The organism is Pseudoalteromonas sp. GCY (genome assembly GCF_016695175.1).
Classification (GTDB): domain Bacteria; phylum Pseudomonadota; class Gammaproteobacteria; order Enterobacterales; family Alteromonadaceae; genus Pseudoalteromonas.
In genome coordinates this window covers 4038985-4055463 of record NZ_CP068023.1, presented here as the reverse complement: position 1 = coordinate 4055463, position 16479 = coordinate 4038985, and the positions used below count along the sequence as shown (strand labels likewise).

14 protein-coding genes are annotated in these 16479 nt (G+C 45.8%); 12 read left to right on the top strand and 2 right to left on the bottom strand.

Translation table 11 applies throughout. The annotated features are described in order from the left end of the window. The first annotated feature begins 65 nt into the window (after nucleotides 1-65). A complete protein-coding gene (locus JJQ94_RS23570; RefSeq protein WP_099029975.1) occupies nucleotides 66-941 on the top strand; it encodes a retropepsin-like aspartic protease in 876 nt (291 codons plus the stop codon). Nucleotides 942-1143: 202 nt separating this feature from the next. Beyond that, nucleotides 1144-1683: a carboxymuconolactone decarboxylase family protein gene (locus tag JJQ94_RS23565; protein WP_088532102.1), complete on the top strand. Its 540-nt coding sequence runs from the start codon at nucleotides 1144-1146 to the stop codon at nucleotides 1681-1683. A gap of 110 nt (nucleotides 1684-1793) precedes the next feature. Here the strand turns inward: JJQ94_RS23565 and JJQ94_RS23560 are convergent, their stop codons facing one another. Then, nucleotides 1794-2204 carry a YbaN family protein gene (locus JJQ94_RS23560; protein WP_099029974.1) on the bottom strand — a complete coding sequence of 137 codons (411 nt, stop codon included), beginning with the start codon at nucleotides 2202-2204 and terminating at the stop codon, nucleotides 1794-1796. A 229-nt stretch (nucleotides 2205-2433) separates the two neighbouring features. Here JJQ94_RS23560 and JJQ94_RS23555 point away from each other — a divergent pair, with 229 nt between their 5' ends. From JJQ94_RS23555 to asnB, 5 genes are all read left to right on the top strand, one after another. Continuing rightward, nucleotides 2434-3681 carry a Zn-dependent hydrolase gene (locus JJQ94_RS23555; RefSeq protein ID WP_099029973.1) on the top strand — a complete coding sequence of 416 codons (1248 nt, stop codon included), beginning with the start codon at nucleotides 2434-2436 and terminating at the stop codon, nucleotides 3679-3681. Between the two features lie 142 nt (nucleotides 3682-3823). After that, nucleotides 3824-4255, top strand: coding sequence for a hypothetical protein (locus tag JJQ94_RS23550; RefSeq protein WP_099029972.1), 432 nt, complete (start codon nucleotides 3824-3826; stop codon nucleotides 4253-4255). Next, nucleotides 4252-5673, top strand: coding sequence for a sodium:solute symporter family protein (locus JJQ94_RS23545; RefSeq protein WP_099029971.1), 1422 nt, complete (start codon nucleotides 4252-4254; stop codon nucleotides 5671-5673). Before JJQ94_RS23550 ends, JJQ94_RS23545 begins: the two co-directional genes overlap by 4 nt. A 109-nt stretch (nucleotides 5674-5782) precedes the next feature. After that, nucleotides 5783-6853, top strand: coding sequence for an aspartate/ornithine carbamoyltransferase family protein (locus JJQ94_RS23540; RefSeq protein ID WP_099029970.1), 1071 nt, complete (start codon nucleotides 5783-5785; stop codon nucleotides 6851-6853). Nucleotides 6854-6862: 9 nt separating this feature from the next. Continuing rightward, nucleotides 6863-8878: an asparagine synthase (glutamine-hydrolyzing) gene (gene asnB / locus JJQ94_RS23535; protein ID WP_099029969.1), complete on the top strand. Its 2016-nt coding sequence runs from the start codon at nucleotides 6863-6865 to the stop codon at nucleotides 8876-8878. 101 nt (nucleotides 8879-8979) lie between these two features. On the opposite strand, the gene JJQ94_RS23530 is transcribed toward asnB, so the two are convergent. Further along, entirely contained in the window at nucleotides 8980-10269 is a 1290-nt protein-coding gene (locus JJQ94_RS23530; protein ID WP_099029968.1) for a porin, read from the bottom strand. Between the two features lie 268 nt (nucleotides 10270-10537). On the opposite strand from JJQ94_RS23530, the gene JJQ94_RS23525 reads away from it, so the two are divergent. From JJQ94_RS23525 to JJQ94_RS23505, 5 genes are all read left to right on the top strand, one after another. Next, nucleotides 10538-12496: a methyl-accepting chemotaxis protein gene (locus JJQ94_RS23525; protein ID WP_099029967.1), complete on the top strand. Its 1959-nt coding sequence runs from the start codon at nucleotides 10538-10540 to the stop codon at nucleotides 12494-12496. Between the two features lie 161 nt (nucleotides 12497-12657). Then, on the top strand, nucleotides 12658-13509 hold the full coding sequence (locus tag JJQ94_RS23520; RefSeq protein ID WP_099029966.1) for a D-hexose-6-phosphate mutarotase: 852 nt from the start codon (nucleotides 12658-12660) through the stop codon (nucleotides 13507-13509). Between the two features lie 61 nt (nucleotides 13510-13570). Beyond that, nucleotides 13571-14920 carry a sigma-54-dependent transcriptional regulator gene (locus tag JJQ94_RS23515; protein ID WP_099029965.1) on the top strand — a complete coding sequence of 450 codons (1350 nt, stop codon included), beginning with the start codon at nucleotides 13571-13573 and terminating at the stop codon, nucleotides 14918-14920. After that, nucleotides 14898-16169 carry a sensor histidine kinase gene (locus JJQ94_RS23510; protein ID WP_099029964.1) on the top strand — a complete coding sequence of 424 codons (1272 nt, stop codon included), beginning with the start codon at nucleotides 14898-14900 and terminating at the stop codon, nucleotides 16167-16169. Before JJQ94_RS23515 ends, JJQ94_RS23510 begins: the two co-directional genes overlap by 23 nt. Before the next feature lie 58 nt (nucleotides 16170-16227). Continuing rightward, nucleotides 16228-16464, top strand: coding sequence for a hypothetical protein (locus JJQ94_RS23505; protein WP_099029963.1), 237 nt, complete (start codon nucleotides 16228-16230; stop codon nucleotides 16462-16464). Nucleotides 16465-16479 lie beyond the last annotated feature (15 nt).

Here is a 16479-nt window from a genome sequence, read left to right as displayed (position 1 = left end):
AATTGCTTGACAATTGCTCGGCATAGTTAGCTTAACAACGACATCAACAGTTTGAGAGCAAGATTATGAGAGCAATTATTTTATCAGCATTGGCATGTACCACCGTTGGCTGTGGGATCACCGCGTCTACCGCGCCACAATCGCTAACCTTACCGATGAAATATACCGAGAAAGGTCATGCCTATGTGATGGCAACGCTTAACCATACGGTTACCCATCCTATGATTTTAGATAGTGCTGCGAATGTTGGTATTTTACCGGTTAATCTGAAAGCAGCACTTGCCTTGCCAGAAGATAAGCTAAGCAAAATGGACGTGCAAGGCGCAAGTGGCAGCTCAGAGCTAGTATTGGCAACGATAGACCACACCAGCGTCGGTCACTTAGCAGCAGAGTCACTTCCTTATGTATTTAAAGATATGACCCGCTTAGATGTGGAAGGTGTCTTGCCTGGAATTTTGGGGCATGGATATATGTCGCAATATTGTAATGTGTTTGATTTTAAAAATAATGAGCTGAGTTTGTATCAAGGGGCTTGTCCAAATAGCGTGACACAAGGCTTAGAGAGTGAAAGTTTTAAAATAGATAACAATTTCATCAAGCTGACAGCAAGTTTTAATGGCGAAGAGGTGGACGCCGTGCTTGATACCGGCGCTCCAACCAACTACATCAACTCACACTTGGCCAATAAACTAACATTAACGCTGGGCGAAGAAGATATCAGCCGCGGGTTAAACGACCAAGCGACTAAAAAGGTTGCCATAGAATCACTGCGCTTTAGCTTAGGAGGCAAGGAAATCATCAATACCGAAAGCCACTTATCGGATATGCCAGTGTTTGAGGTGCTTGGATATAAAGACGAGCCGTTTATCCTGCTTGGTTTAAGTAATTTCAACGGCGATAAGCTAATTATCGATTACGCGGAGAACAAAATTTACTTTTGATCCCAACGCTGTTGGCTTGACCCGACCAGTCAGTAGCTAATTAAATTTCATATTAATTTAGACGGTTATTGTGTTTACTATAGCGAATAGTTATTTGAATGATCATTCAAGTAAGGTTAGTCTAGTACCCAATGAGTAGTTAACCTGAGGTTAGTTAGAACTCAGATTATACCAACACAAAATGCACCAATAGGAGCAACTGATGACTGACTTTACAATCCATACCGTAGAATCTGCACCGCAAAAAGGTAAACCATTACTTGAGAAGTCCCAGCAAGCGTTTGGACGTATTCCGAATCTTCATGGTGTGATGGCAGAATCACCCGAGCATCTGCATGGTTACCAAGTGTTACATGAGGCTTTTTTAAATAGCTCGTTCAATAACGATGAAAAAACCGTGGTGTGGCAAGCGATTAATGTAGAACATGAGTGTCACTACTGCGTGCCTGCTCACTCTGCCATCGCAAAATCAATGAAAGTAAGTGATGAATTGGTCAAAGCGCTGCGTGAGCAAGCACCACTTGGCGATGAGAAGCTAGAAGTGCTGCGTGCCACAACACTTGAAATGCTGCGTGAGCGTGGCAAGTTGAGCGATGCACAAACTAAAGCATTTTTTGCAGCGGGTTATACCAAACAAAATCTGCTGGAAATTATCTTAGCGCTAAGTCAAAAAGTCATGAGTAACTACGTGAATCATATCGCGCATACTCCGCTGGATGATGCTTTTAAAGCGTTTAGCTAATCAGTATAGAGGCATTTAGCCTCTCTACTAGGTATGTACTCGCTTTCCAAACCTTCAAGCTGTAAGCCTATCTGAGTGCTCAGTCCTCCTGCTTGGCCACTAATATTTTGTTATAAGTGTGGCTGTTTTACATCCACAGGGATGACTGATGGACGTGTAAAAATATAGCTGAGTACGGCAGCCTCAGTTATCGCGACAGACCACACTACCCAAACAGGCGCGCTACTAAAGCTCAAAGCCAGTAAACCAACACTCATGCCAATCGCAGCGCCAATCTTGCCTTTTATGGGGATCACCTGATGTTGCCGCCATGCAACCAGACTCGGGCCAAATTTTGGGTGGGTGAGCAGCCAGTTTTCTAATTTGGGAGAAGAGCGGGTAAAGCAAGCGAGAGCGAGAATAAAAAAGATGGTGGTAGGCATAACAGGCAGTGCCATGCCGATAAAACCGAGACCAACAAAGACGATGCCAGCAACATGCAACCAAAAACAACGATTGAATAAGGGGATTTTTTTACGCATAGGCATCCTCATATTTCCGGGAGTGCTGAACTGACAGCGCATCGCGATGACCTGAGCTAACATTGTTAACCAGAAGCCAATTATTAAAAGCATATCACAGCGGCTGAAATTCGCGAATTTTCAACTAAGCTAAAGCAAAGAGATCATCAGTCGGACGTCAGTGTTTAAAATAGCTAATCTGATCTCAGGTTCAAGGAAGTAGTGCGACTGAAACGTTGAGGAGCAAAGTATGCAAGTAAATTTAGAACGTCTTAAGTCTACCTTATTTGCGCTCGCGGAGTTCGGCTATAACCATGAAGATAAGGGAATTTATCGCCAAGGTTTTAGCAATGAGGATTTTGCAGCGCGTAAATGGCTGATGGAATGCGCACAAAGTGAGGGATTCATGAGTCGCATGGATGGCGCTGGCAATGTGATTATTGAAATGACCAGCCCGGATATCGCTGCAAAACCCGCGGTGATCATTGGCTCCCATCTCGACAGTGTACCAGCGGGTGGCATGTTTGATGGAACTTTGGGCGTCATTGCGGGGTTTGAGTGTATTCGTGTCTTGAAAGAACATAATGTGCAATTAGATAGGCCCATTTGGGTCATCGGCACCAGTGAAGAAGAAGGGCGCTTTGGCGGCATGATCGGGGCACAAGCGCTCACCGGAAAATTAACGCCTCACCAATTGCTCACAAGTCATGATGCGGATGGTTGTATGCTCAGTGATGCTATGCGTGCACAAGGCTTAGACCCTATGGATGCACTGAATGCGAGGCTGGAACCTGAGCAAATAAATAGTTTTTTTGAATTACATATTGAGCAGGGGCCAGTGCTTGATCAAAAAGGCATTCAGATTGGTGTGGTGGAAGGGATTTCAGGGGTATTTAAATGGATGGTTAAATTAATTGGGAAGGCCGATCATGCAGGTACTGCACCCATGGAAATGCGCAGCGACGCCTTTATGGGGCTGGCTGATTTTGCTTACCAGTTAGATCGCATTATTGCAGAGGACGGCACGGACACCACGAGGATCACCGTCGGTAAGGCAGAATTAAAGCCGGGTTTTGCGCATACGATTGCTGGAGAGGTGGATTTCACCATCGTTGCGCGTGATATGGACGAAACGGTGATGGAAAACCTTGAAATTGCCTGTCGTAAAGCGCTTTCTGCCATCGCTCGAAAACATCATTTAATGTTTGAATACGAGCAGGTGAGTTGGTTGTCTCCAATGAAGTGCACACCTGAGATGGTGGAATTCATTAGTCAACAGGCAGAGGCCTTGTCACTGAATTATCAAATCATGCCAAGTGGTGCTGGTCACGATAGCCAATTTTTTTCAGAAGTGTGTCCCACGGGACTGATATTTATTCCATCACTCAACGGCGTTAGCCATGCGCCAGATGAATGGAGTCACTGGCATGACGTTGAAGCTGGGAGTAATTTACTGTTGCAATGTGTTAAAAAAAGAGCAATAAAAACAAAAGAGTAAATGTAAAGTGAGGATGAAATTGGGTGACGGTTTACTAGACAAATTTGATCCTTGGGCTAGTCTTTGTTACTACTAGAATAATGTGGATAGCAAAACTTGCGGCGAATCCAGGCTTGGATAACCGCAGTTAGGGATTATGAGGATGTGGATCGCCCGAGTAGTAACCTTAGTCTTACTTGCTGCGAGCTTTAATGGGCTTGCCGCCTCGTTGAGGGTGAGCGATGAGGTCGTGACTGCTGGGTTTATTACGCTACACATTGAGCGCACGGGTCCGCCTCTACAGCAATCAACACAGCTATCCATTCAACATCTTTCAGAACCCTACTCCCTCTCCCTTTCGCTTCAGCCGTCTCAACAAGCGGTAACCATTAGTGGCTTGGCTGATGGTGATTATCTCGCAACCTTAGGTAGTCCCTCTGCTAACTCGGCACAAACGTCGGTCTCATTTTCAGTCAAACATCATCAGTTAACGCTGGCGCTTGCACTGTTTGTATTGGGCTTGTGCTTATTTGTGCTGCTTGTAGGGATGATTGTGGTGGGTAATAAGCAAACGCACGATAAGGAAAGCGTATGATAAATGCTTCATTGGCGCTCGGTCTTGCCCTAGCGTTTGCTTTGCTATGGGTATTTTTTGGCTGGTGGATTGGCAGGCGCGTGCAGTCACATAATGAATTTGCGCTGGCCGGTAGAAATGTCGGATTGGCCTTTGCTTGCGCCACTGCGATGGCAACTTGGGTCACCAGTAACACCACTTTGGTTGCACCACAGCTCACTTATCAGTTTGGTATTTGGGGCATGATAGGCTACGCCTGTGCCGCATTCGGATTGCTGCTATTTGCGCCACTAAGCCAACGCATTAAAACTTTACTACCCCACGGCTACACCAGTGGCGACTTCATGCGGTTGCGGTTTGGGCGTTTCTCTTGGTGGGTCTTTTTGCTGATCTCTTTCGTATATGCCATGAGCTGGCTCGTTAGCCTAGGCATGGCGGGTGGCATTTTGCTACACACCCTAAGTGGCTTAGATTATCACCTTGGTATGTCAATAATTCTACTGATGTGTGTGGTCTACACGCTCTTTGGCGGTCTAAAAGCGGTGATCGCCACTGATTTTCTACAGGCCATTATTATTTTGGCAGGTGTCGTAGGAATTGCCATCGTCGTGGCGATGAATGTTGGGCTTGAATCAATTCACCAAAAACTCAGTAGCGACCACCCTAAACTACTCGACCTACTTTTTCCTGCTGCTGTGATGTTTTTGTTCAACAATATCTTTTTTGGTTTAGGAGAAATTTTTCACAGCAACGTATGGTGGTCAAGGGCGTTTGCATTTAAAGGTGGGGTGGGCAAAAAGGCGTATTTTATCGCAGGACTACTGTGGCTACCGATCCCCATCGTGACTGGATTTATTGCGTTGGCAGCGCCTAGTTTAGGCTTGTATCCCGCTAGCGCCGATATGGTGGGACCCTTGGTTGCAAGCCAAGTGCTCGGCTATACCGGCTCGATCATTCTGTTCATTGTGGTGTTCTCCGCGCTGGCATCGAGTTTGGACTCCTTGCTTGCCGCAACGTCAGATCTCATCAATCAAGATATTTACCTGCAATACATCAAACCAAAGGCAAGCGATAGCGAACGCTTAAAAAGTGCTAAGTGGATTATTGTCATACTCGGTGTCGTGACTTGGCTCTTGTGTTTACCAAAAATCGCCACGTTGGGTGCCTTGTTGAACTTCGCTGGCGCCTTCGTCGCCAGCACCATTTGGCCTATCGTATTTGGTTTGTACTTTGCGCGAATGACGGGAAATAGCGCTGGCTGGGCTATGTTGCTTGGCACGCTATCAGGTTTGATTGGGTATTTTTATATTGGTTTTTATGTCGCTGCATTAGTTTCTTGTGCGGTGTCGTTATTAATTTGTGTGATTGCTTGGCGTTTTAGTCAGCAATCATTCCATTGGCAAGCGTTGGGCACGCAAAGCAAAGTGGAGGATGTATGATCTCATTGGGCGCATTTTCTAGTTTAATTTGGCTGGCCATAGTGCTCAGTTGTTTATGTCCTGTTGTCCTTGTCGTTATGTTCCTTATTGATTTTAAAAAGAGGCAGTTATGGTAAGTGCGCAGCAAGTAGAGTTTAATCGAGCGCAGCCGGATGTTTACGGGGATGCACATCCCAAAGCATTACTCAGAGCGATACAAGAAGACGGTGACAGGCTGCATTGTTTGGAGAATAAGCACATTATCAGTGTCGACCATCTTGACCGAGACGTGCTGATCCAGTTATTCCGCCTCGCCGCGAAATATGAAAGTAACCCTGCAAGGTTCAGCTCGCCGCTCAGTGGCAAAATTTTGATCAGTGCGTTTTATGAACCCAGCACCCGCACCCGTCTGTCGTTTGAAAGTGCATGGCATCGCTTAGGGGGCGACATTATGTCGATCACCGATCGCTCCTCAACGGGCATAGCGAAAGGGGAGTCGCTGCAGGATGTCGCCGAGATGTTCAATAATTATGGCGATTGTGTCGTCTTACGTGACACCTCAGTGGAGTCTATTGAAGAGATGATCCACAGCCTACGCATTCCAATTATCAACGCTGGTAATGGCATTGATGAGCACCCAACACAAGCGATGTCCGATCTATACACTATCTTCAAATGGCGGCCGTCGTTATTACTCCCTGACAGCGAAGCCTTTAGTCCTATAAAAATTGGTGTGATTGGCGTGCCGAGTCAAATGCGTACGGTACGTAGCCTGTTGAAAATGTTTACGCATTTTCCGCGTATTGTGGACGAAATATTCCTGCTCTATGACGAGAGTGTCGAGGAAGCGGTGTCGAGTGAGCAATTAGCCCAGCTAGAGGAGGCGGGGGTTAAGGTGTCTATCGGCTATGACTTGAACGCCGTTTTACCTGAGCTTGATGTGGTGTATATCAATTCCATTGCATGGGTTGGTGAAAGCTTCGAAACCTATGGAAAGTCGTTTAAATTGAGCGCAGATTCCCCTTTTAAGCCCGATGCGATAGTGCTTCATCCTCTGGCTCGAGGTGAAGAGCTGTGCACCAGTTTAGATGCCACGCCACACAATTGGTATTTTAGTCAGGCACGTGGTGCCGTCTTTTTACGCCAAGCCTTATTGACCTGTATGGTGCAGCGCGCCAGTACTGTGATGGATGTGATTTAGGGAGATATTATGTGCGGAATTGCTGGTATTTTTTCAACGCAAGCGCAAACACAAATAGATAATCAATTATTGGTAAACATGGCAGCCATTCAACATCATCGTGGTCCCGATGGTTTTGGCTATAAACAAATGGCTGGCGTGGGATTTAGTCACGCCAGACTGTCGATAATCGACCTCGACGAAAAAAGAGGGCGACAGCCCTTTATTAGTTCTGATAAGCGCCTAATGTTGGCGCACAATGGCGAGTTTTATGATTACGCGCGGATCCGAGCTGAGCTAGTAGCAAAAGGGGCAAGGTTCCAAAGTAAGAGCGACTCAGAAATTGCGATGCACTTATATCAGCAGCTTGGCCTCGATGAGATGCTGACACATTTGCGTGGTGAGTTTGCGTTTGCGTTGTATGACCAACAAACCGATACGTTGCACTTAGTTAGAGACCGCTTTGGTATTAAACCTTTGTACTACACCCAAGCAGAAGACGAAATTGTGTTTGGCTCAGAACTGAAAGTGCTGTTTGCCAACCCTAAAGTTAAACGCCGATTCTCAAGTGAAGGCCTATTTCATCAACTGATCCAAGTCATGGTGCCCGGTAGCACGGCGTTTGCGAATGTACATCAAATCAAACCTGGACATGTTGTTAGCATCACCAGAAGTGAACAAGGTTTTAGCATTGAAGATAGACCTTATTGGGATGTTAACTTTCCGACGGCGCAAGCGTATTTAAATAGCAAAGATGAGGCATACTACATTGATGGCGTGCGCAAACAGCTGCTAGAAGCGGTGCAGTTGAGACTCACCGCGGACGTTCCGGTAGGTTGTTACTTAAGTGGTGGCATAGACTCATGCGCTATTTTGGGCCTGTCTTCGGCTGCGGCACAGACACCAATTAAGGCTTTTACCATAGGCTTTGATAGTGCAGAGTACGACGAAACGCCGATTGCACAACAGATGGCACAAGCCACCAAGGCCGATCATCACATTATGTCGTTAAGCGGTGACGAGCTATATGGGCATTTTGAGCGAACTTTATGGCATACCGAACGAACTATTTATAACACGCTTGGTGTTGCGAAATACTTGATGAGTCAGCAAGTTAACGAGTCTAATTATAAAGTTGTGATGACCGGAGAGGGTTCCGATGAACTTTTTGCGGGTTATCCAGCATTTAGAAAAGATCTGTTTTTATATGGCTTAGATGAACTTGATGACACCGAAAAGGCCCAGTGGCAAACCATGCTGGAAGACAGCAATAAGTTGTTTAAGGGCGCCATGCTTTCCCGTGAGCAATACGATAGTGCAGCGTTAGATGAGGTGGTTGGTTTCACACCAAGTTGTTTGCAGCCTTGGTTGTCGTGCAGTCACTTTGCCCATCAACTCGTTGCCGCCGAACACAGAGAAATACTCACGGGTTATGATGCAGGCAAAGCAATCGCTGAGACTTTAAACGATGCCATGTTGGAGTCCCGTCATCCACTCGACAAAGCCCAGTATGTGTGGATTAAAACCATGCTTGAGGGGCAAATATTAACTTGGGGCGGTGATAGGGTCGACATGGCCAATTCGATGGAGGCAAGGCCTGCCTTTTTGGATCATCACCTCGCTGAGTTTGCCTTTACCATTCCCCCGCAATATCGCATTAAAGACCGTAAAGAAAAGTATGTATTACGTGAAGCGATGAAAGGGCTGCTGCCAGAAGTGCTGTATGAACGAGAAAAGTTTGCTTTTATGGCACCACCGGCGCACTCGGATAAGAAAAAATGGGCGTCAATGCGCGTGCTGGCTGATAAATACTTATCTAGACAAGCTGTAGAAGCCGCAGGTTTATTAGACTTTGAAGCGGTAAATGCGCTATTTGAGTTACATGAATCGCCAGACGCCGATGATTCACTCAAAGTGCAACTCGATGCCGTGATCAATCACTTACTTGGTGTGCAAATACTGCACAAGCAGTTTATTGCCGCAGATTTACCACAATTTGCTGCCGCTGAAGCGGAGCGCCTTGGTTGGAGGGCTGCCACAAACTAACGTTGGTCTTATTGGTATTACAGAAAACAAGGAAATAAAAAGGCGATGCACCAACAAGCGCATCGCCTTTTTGATTTAATCCCTAAGATTAATCCCTTAGATTAAAAGTAATAACCGAAGTTAATGTTGAAGCGACGCTCGCTTTCGTCACTATCGCCTGCGATTGAACCACCAATAAATGGCTGGTTTTTCGCGTGAACTAAATCAACATAGGTGAAGAATGCACCCGCAGCGAGTGACACACCTGTGACATTCATCCAAGTGTCTTCGGTGTTATCGGATTTGTCGTAAATAATACCGAAGTCGTTATAAAATTGCAGATCGGTAATTGGACCGAACTCAACTGGCAGGTTGTACGCTACATTAAAGTTCGACATGGTGGCTTCTGCTGCGATGGAATCATAAAACGCATAAGCACCGACGGCCATACGGTTTACGTCATCAATATCGTACTGGTACTCACCGTGTTGTAGCTGTAAGTTCCAAGGGCCAATGTTACTATTTAAATGCAGTGCCCACGCGTTGTAATCACCTGCTCGGTCGTTACCATCGTGAAGGCCACCGGCAAGGCCAGAGACGCCAATTTCAGTTGTGCCACCGTTGTGTTCAATATGATACGCGTAGCGACCAACAAAGGTGTTGTATTCCCCGATTGGTTGCGTTGGGTCGTCATAAACGCCATCGCCCGCTTTACGGAAACCCACCACGTCATAAGAGTAGCGATCGCTGCGGTCATCCACGTAACCATCGACACCACCTAGCTCATCGTTTTTGAAAAAGCCAAGGTCAAGCTGCCAGTTTTCCGCCACTTTACGTTTAAATACCACCCCCATGTCGTGGTCGTCTTCAAGACCAATGTAATAGGTGGTGTTAAAGAACCAGTTATGCGAATTGTAAGGTGAGTTACCAAAAGGCACTTTAGTCATACCAACCTGAGCTTGCCAATGTTCGGCAAAGTCATAATCTAGGTAAGCGTATTTTACCGCAGTCATATAGTCGAAAAAGCGGATTTCGGCATTTAAGCCAAAGCCACCGACATTACCAGAGAAGTTCAGTCTGAAAATATCGAAGTCAAAATCGCCACCACGGTTCTTGTTGTCATCGTCATAAGACGTATGGCTGTAGTTTGTTCTGATCGCGCCGCCGACTTTGATGGTCGGTTTTGTTTCAGCTGCCGCAACTTGAGTTTTAGTTTCAGCTTCGGCTTTTTCAGCCTTGGCGATTTTTTCCTGTTGTGCTCGCGCCTGCTCTTTTTGTTCTAGCTGCGTAAGCTTCTTCTGAAGTTCAGCTAATTGGCGCTTTAACGCGTCAATTTCTGAGTTTTCGGCAAGCACTGAATTAGAGCAAAGTGCTAGACCTAATCCGAGTGAGATGATTGAAAGTTTTAACATAGTTGTCCCGTTGTTAAATGGTTGAGCGCAAAAACCTCTTACAAATTGTAGACCACTAAACCTATCATTGCAGAAAGCAGATAAATTTTATGGTCCTTGATTGAATTATCCATAGTAACACTGTGGCCTATCTGACCTCAAAGTTACCCAACATTTAACCATATCTAAGATGAATATAAGGCGAACAAGTGATCACATTTGTATGTCATTCTTGCCCAATAGCCTATCCCTCACTATATTTTTACTATCTGTGAAATGGTGTTTATTCATGAATATATCGCAAAAACTAAAGCTGTCTTTCGCAACAGCAATCGCGCTTCCTTTGTTAATCATCGCGGGGCTTATTATCAGTCAAACTCGGCAGCAGGGAATAGAGACCTTCTCGGAGCTCAGTGATCGAGAGGCGCTACAGGTTGAGAATGGTATCCAGATGTTTTTTGATGAAATTGCAAAAAACGTAGACTATTTAGCAACCCATGCACAGGTCTTGAGTGCGCAGCAAGACGTGAAAACTTATATGGATACAACCAGCACCACTCGACTTAATTCGAAAGCAGGAAGCAAAACAGAGCAAGCGGCGTATTCGCTATTTGAGCACTTTGGTAACACGCACCCCGGTATTGCCTATATCTACATGGGAAATCAGCAAGGTGGTTATATTCAATGGCCTCTAGGTGAAGTGAATGCAAACTACGACCCTAGGCAGCGTCCTTGGTATCAAACAGGACAATCAGGAAATGGCGAGACGATCCGCACCAGCGCCTATTATTGGGCGCCGGATGATATGGTGATTGTGTCGACGGTAAAAGCGGTAACTGTCAATGGTCAAACCGTGGGTGTCCAAGGTATGGACGTGTCACTACAAGGGTTGACCAAAATCATCCGCAATATCAAATTGGGCGAGACCGGCTATTTAATGCTAGTGGAAGACACTGGAAATGTGTTGGTCGATGCCAAGTTCTCCGAACATAGATTTAAAAAGTTGGCAGACATTGCTGACGGCCGCTATCGTGAATTGGCTCAAAATAAAGATGGGCTATTTGAGCTCGAAATTAACGGGCAAGACTACTTTGCCAACATCTATACAGCACCCAAATTAGGCTGGAAGTTTATTGGTTTAGTTGAAAAAAGTGAGGTAATGGCTGCAGCCAATGCGATGACGCTGACAATATTGATTCTAAGTGCCGTCCTGATCACCGTGTTCCTGTTACTGGCAAGTTATATTTCTAAGTTGATTTCAGCACCCATTGTAGAAGTGAGTGATGGCTTAACTGAAATTTCGCAAGGCGGTGGTGATTTAACTCAGCGTTTAGACATTAAAGCTCAGGATGAAACAGGCAAACTGGCGACGAGCTTTAATTTGTTTTTAAATCTCATTGCTGAGTTGGTGACGCAAATCAATGAGTGTGCACAGCAAGTTAATGAAACCTCACGACAAACCGCTTCGCAGTCTGATCAGCTCACGGGCGCTACCAGTCAACAACAGCAAGCGCTTGAAATGGCTGCCACCGCAATTAATGAGATGGCGGCAACGGCAAACGAAGTAGCGGCAAGCTGTGCCAATGCGGCTGAGCTGGCCGGACAAACTCAGCAAGCATCTGAGCTGGGCCAAAGGGTGATCACAGAATCTGTCGAAAGCGTGACAACATTATCTGAAGTGATCAATAAGGCAACCGCAGATATCATGCAGCTCGACACCGAAAGCGAAAATATTATGTCGATACTCAGTGTGATCCGAGGCATTGCAGAGCAAACTAACCTTTTAGCATTAAATGCTGCAATAGAGGCGGCACGCGCAGGTGAACATGGTCGTGGCTTTGCCGTTGTGGCTGATGAAGTGCGAGCGTTGTCGCAGCGTACCTCTGAATCGACGGAAGAAATTGCCTCTCAGCTTGATAAGCTTAGAAAAATGACGGAAATGGTGTCGGGAGAAATGAAGCGCAGTCTAACGCGCACGGAGCAAACGGTTGAACTGACAAACTCAGCGCAACAACAATTTAGTGAAATTACCCAAGCGATTGTCAATATTAGCGACCTTAACACGCAAATTGCCACTGCTGCTGAAGAGCAGCAACATGTTGCCGAAGATATCAATCGTAACGTGGTGGAAATTAAAAATGCCGCGGATAGCGTGAGTGATATTGCTGTGAATACTAATCAAAATGGCGTGAGATTACATTCATTGTCGAGCACGCTCACAGAGCTGGTGGGCAAATTTAAAGTATAGCTTTAGCCCAATCCTCAAGTTCCATAAACCGTGAGAGCAAGACTCTCACGGTGCTACCGTATTGGTATAATTGAATAAGTTTCAAATTGGATGGATAACAGTTTACTCGTAGTATTTAAGTGGTAAGGTAGGCATATCATTGAGTTGACGTAGGAATCACCATGGAATTATCACCTTCAGTTTCAATCGAGCGCACTGAGTCCGGACTTGAATATATTTGGGTCGACAGTGCATTTTGCCAAGCGAAGATCTTTTTACAGGGCGCGCAACTGACTGAGTTTACGCCGGCAGGAAAAGGCAATTTAATTTGGGTTTCTGAGGCAGAAGATTACCTTGAGGGCAAACCAGTACGCGGTGGTATTCCAATCTGTTGGCCTTGGTTTGGTGTACATAGCAAAGCGGATTGGCCAATTCATGGGGTTGCTCGCAAGCTACTTTGGCGCGCGCACAGCGTTGAAGAAAAAAGCGAAGAAATTACCGTTAAACTCACACTACCGATGACCTTAGTTGAAGCGCAATACTGGCCACACACATCACAACTAGAAGTCGAGTTTGTGTTATCAGACAAGCTTGAGGTGCGGCTCACGAATATCAATACTGGTGATGCGCCATTTACGTTAACGCAAGCCCTACATACGTATTTCCCAACTCCAGAAGTAAGTAATACTACGGTAGACGGGTTACAAGGCGCGAAATATATCGAATTTGATGAAGGTCCATTTGAGCAAACCGAAGTGGTTGGCTTTGCCCGCGAAACCGATATGGTGTACACCCAAGCAAGCCCAGTGCAAACCATTAACACGCCTGCGGGCATTATTGAAGTAAAACGTGAAAACTCAACTTCTTGTGTGCTTTGGAACCCATGGATTGAAAAGTCACAGCGTTTAAGCAACTTTAATGATGATGAATACCACAAGATGTTGTGTTTAGAAGCCTGTAACGTAATGGACGATGCCGTGCAACTTGCACCGGGTGAAAGTCATACGCTAAGTACAATCATCCGTTGGTTGTAATCCTATACTCGCGGAGCACACCATGCTCCGCTGAAACCCTGTAACAATAAAAATTCTCCCTATGGAAAAGCCCACAATACTGGTTATCGATGATAACGCCGAAGTACGCCTCAGCGCCGTATTCTTTTTAGAAGATCAAGGTTTCAATGTAATTGAGGCGGCAACCCTTGAACTTGCCAAGCCACTGCTCACCGCTAAGCAAGTGTCATTAGTCTTGCTCGATATGAACTTTTCCCGCGATACCACTTCAGGCAATGAAGGGCTAGACTTTTTGCGCTGGCTACGTGACTCCAATCTTAATGTGCCTGTGATCTGTATTACCGGTTGGGGAAATGTCGCGTTAGCGGTGTCTGCAATGCAGCTTGGTGCGAGCGACTTTATAGAAAAGCCATGGGATAATCAGCAGCTGCTGCAAGCCGTGCAGCAACAACTCAAAATATCATTAAAGCAATCGAGTATCGTAGCAAAACACTGCGAGCGCGGCGCGTTTCAATGGCGCTCTCAGGCGATGCAATCTTTATATAAGCAGCTTGCTAAAGTAGCAAAAACCGACGCTCGGGTGCTGCTTACTGGGCCAAGTGGAGCGGGGAAAAGTCATTTAGCTCAGTGGTTACACCAACAATCTAATCGTTCAGCAGGGCCTTGGGTTGAAGTGAATATGGGCGCGGTGCCTGAGTCATTGTTCGAAAGTGAGATGTTTGGTCACAGCAAAGGGGCGTTTACGGATGCAAAGCAGCATCGTGTTGGTCGTTTTGCGATGGCAAAGCAAGGTACGCTATTTCTTGATGAAGTTGCGACTATTCCACTTCCTCTTCAAGCAAAACTACTGCGGGTGCTGGAAAATGGCAGTTATGAAGTTGTGGGTAGCAGTCAGACGCAACAAGCGGATTGCCGACTTATTTGCGCAACCAACACCAATCTTGACGCTTTAGTGAAAGCTTGTGAGTTCCGAGAAGACTTGTTATATCGCATCAACACGATTGTGATTGAAGTGCCGAGGCTCGCCGAGCGGTTTGGCGATATTGTGCCGTTGGCCGAGTATTTTGTCGCTAAATTTTGTGCGCAGTATGGAGAGCCAATTCGTGAACTTAGCCCAGCGGTTAAAGCTGCATTGATTGAACACGCTTGGCCTGGCAATGTACGTGAGTTAAGTCACGTCATGGAGCGTGCCGTGTTAATGGCGGAGGGCTTGCAAATTGAGCTCAGTGATTGCCAACTACGCTTTACCACTGCACCTAAAGTGACCAGTGATATGCCAAGCAAGACCTTGCAACAAGTGGAGCAAGAAATGGTGGAGCAAGCGATGCAACGCGCCCAAGGCAATGTCGCAGAAGCCGCTAAAATACTCGGGCTCACGGCCTCTTCTCTTTATCGGCGTTTGGAAAAATATGGCCTTAAAACATCTGGCTAGCGCCGAGTGGCGGCTTGGAGCCTACTGTACGCTGTTGACCATTAGCTGTACGGTTTTACTGACTTTGCTGCTTTTGCAATTACAGCTTGGGGTAATGTGGGTGGCTGTCGTATCGGTGAGTGTATTGGGGTTATTGGGCGGGTTACAAAAAATACTGTTGTCTCACCTTAAGCGTATTGCCATGCGTGCTAATTGGCAGCTAGAAGCGATTGCACAAAGTGATTTTACTCAAACCATTAAGCCACATTATACGGCGGGCGTGGTGGCTGAATTTGAACAGCGCTTGCTGGCCTTAAGTGCACAGCTACACAGTCAAAAGCGCCGCTATCATAGTCAGCAGTTTATCATTTATCAGCTCATAGACAGCCTTAATACGCCTATTATGATGTTTGACGAAAAACTCAAACTTGCCTATGCCAATGGGGCATTTGAGTCGCTTTATCATCGCCCTTGGTTAGAGTGTAAGGGAATAAGCGCGGCTCAGTTTGGGTTGGTGCAACAAGATAATCACTGGCATTTTGCAGATACAGCGCAGCAATCTCGGTGGCAACTGCAAAGCAGTGAATTCTTTCAAGAGGGTAAACAGTTTTCTTTACTCGTCGCACTCGATATCACCAAGGCATTACGTAAAAAGGAGCTGGCTGCTTGGCAACATTTAATCCGAGTAATAAGCCATGAGATCCACAACAGTTTGACGCCCGTAAGCTCCCTAGCGCAAACCTTATTGGCAAGAACGAAGGACGAAAAAGAGCAGCATGCGCTAAGTGTTATTGGTCAGCGTTGCCAGCATTTACAACAATTTGTGAGCCAATACGCCAAGGTTACGCAAACCCCAAGGTTAGATCGGGAGTCAGTCTCCATAATGCTGTTACTGTCTTCTGTTGCTGCGCTATTTGAGGATACTGATATCCAAGTAAATTGCACCGTGAATACGCTTAATCTTGATAAAACCTTAATCGAGCAAGTGCTGATTAACTTAGTTAAAAACGCCATTGAGGCCAGTGGTGAAAATACCAAATTGATGCTACATGCTTATTATCAGCAGCAACGAGTGGTGATTGATGTACAAGACAATGGCCCGGGCTTTGCCAACCTAGATAACATGCTTACTCCCTTCTATTCCACCAAAGAAGATGGGCAGGGAATAGGTTTAACCTTTAGTCGCACCATTGTGGAGTTACACGATGGACAACTTAGCTGTCACAACACAGACTCAGGTGGATTAATAAAAATCACCTTGCCTTATTGATAATGATTATCATTAGCATATAATTAAAGCTCCTTCAAAACTTTGGCAAGGAGTTACCATGTTAGTCACTTATCTATTGGCCAGCGGCTTTATCTTTATGGCGTATACTTACTCCAAATCATTCAAACAACACGCGAAAACCAAAGCAAAACTGGCGGTGTTATTGAGCGCGAGTTTAATCGCCGTGGCAAAATGGCAGGCGGGGTTGAGTTCAACCGTGGTATTTTTTGTGTTTGCAGTGTCTCTTGGGGTACTTAGCTTGTTCATCACCCTTGCACAGCCACAAAAGCACTGAAAAAAGTACTAATAT

Excerpts from the sequence above, each read along its gene's own strand:
- JJQ94_RS23570 (WP_099029975.1), top strand. The coding sequence starts at position 66 with ATGAGAGCAATTATTTTATCAGCATTGGCATGTACCACCGTTGGCTGT.
- JJQ94_RS23565 (WP_088532102.1), top strand. The coding sequence starts at position 1,144 with ATGACTGACTTTACAATCCATACCGTAGAATCTGCACCGCAAAAAGGT.
- JJQ94_RS23560 (WP_099029974.1), bottom strand. The coding sequence starts at position 2,204 with ATGCGTAAAAAAATCCCCTTATTCAATCGTTGTTTTTGGTTGCATGTT.
- JJQ94_RS23555 (WP_099029973.1), top strand. The coding sequence starts at position 2,434 with ATGCAAGTAAATTTAGAACGTCTTAAGTCTACCTTATTTGCGCTCGCG.
- JJQ94_RS23550 (WP_099029972.1), top strand. The coding sequence starts at position 3,824 with ATGTGGATCGCCCGAGTAGTAACCTTAGTCTTACTTGCTGCGAGCTTT.
- JJQ94_RS23545 (WP_099029971.1), top strand. The coding sequence starts at position 4,252 with ATGATAAATGCTTCATTGGCGCTCGGTCTTGCCCTAGCGTTTGCTTTG.
- JJQ94_RS23540 (WP_099029970.1), top strand. The coding sequence starts at position 5,783 with ATGGTAAGTGCGCAGCAAGTAGAGTTTAATCGAGCGCAGCCGGATGTT.
- asnB (WP_099029969.1), top strand. The coding sequence starts at position 6,863 with ATGTGCGGAATTGCTGGTATTTTTTCAACGCAAGCGCAAACACAAATA.
- JJQ94_RS23530 (WP_099029968.1), bottom strand. The coding sequence starts at position 10,269 with ATGTTAAAACTTTCAATCATCTCACTCGGATTAGGTCTAGCACTTTGC.
- JJQ94_RS23525 (WP_099029967.1), top strand. The coding sequence starts at position 10,538 with ATGAATATATCGCAAAAACTAAAGCTGTCTTTCGCAACAGCAATCGCG.
- JJQ94_RS23520 (WP_099029966.1), top strand. The coding sequence starts at position 12,658 with ATGGAATTATCACCTTCAGTTTCAATCGAGCGCACTGAGTCCGGACTT.
- JJQ94_RS23515 (WP_099029965.1), top strand. The coding sequence starts at position 13,571 with ATGGAAAAGCCCACAATACTGGTTATCGATGATAACGCCGAAGTACGC.
- JJQ94_RS23510 (WP_099029964.1), top strand. The coding sequence starts at position 14,898 with ATGGCCTTAAAACATCTGGCTAGCGCCGAGTGGCGGCTTGGAGCCTAC.
- JJQ94_RS23505 (WP_099029963.1), top strand. The coding sequence starts at position 16,228 with ATGTTAGTCACTTATCTATTGGCCAGCGGCTTTATCTTTATGGCGTAT.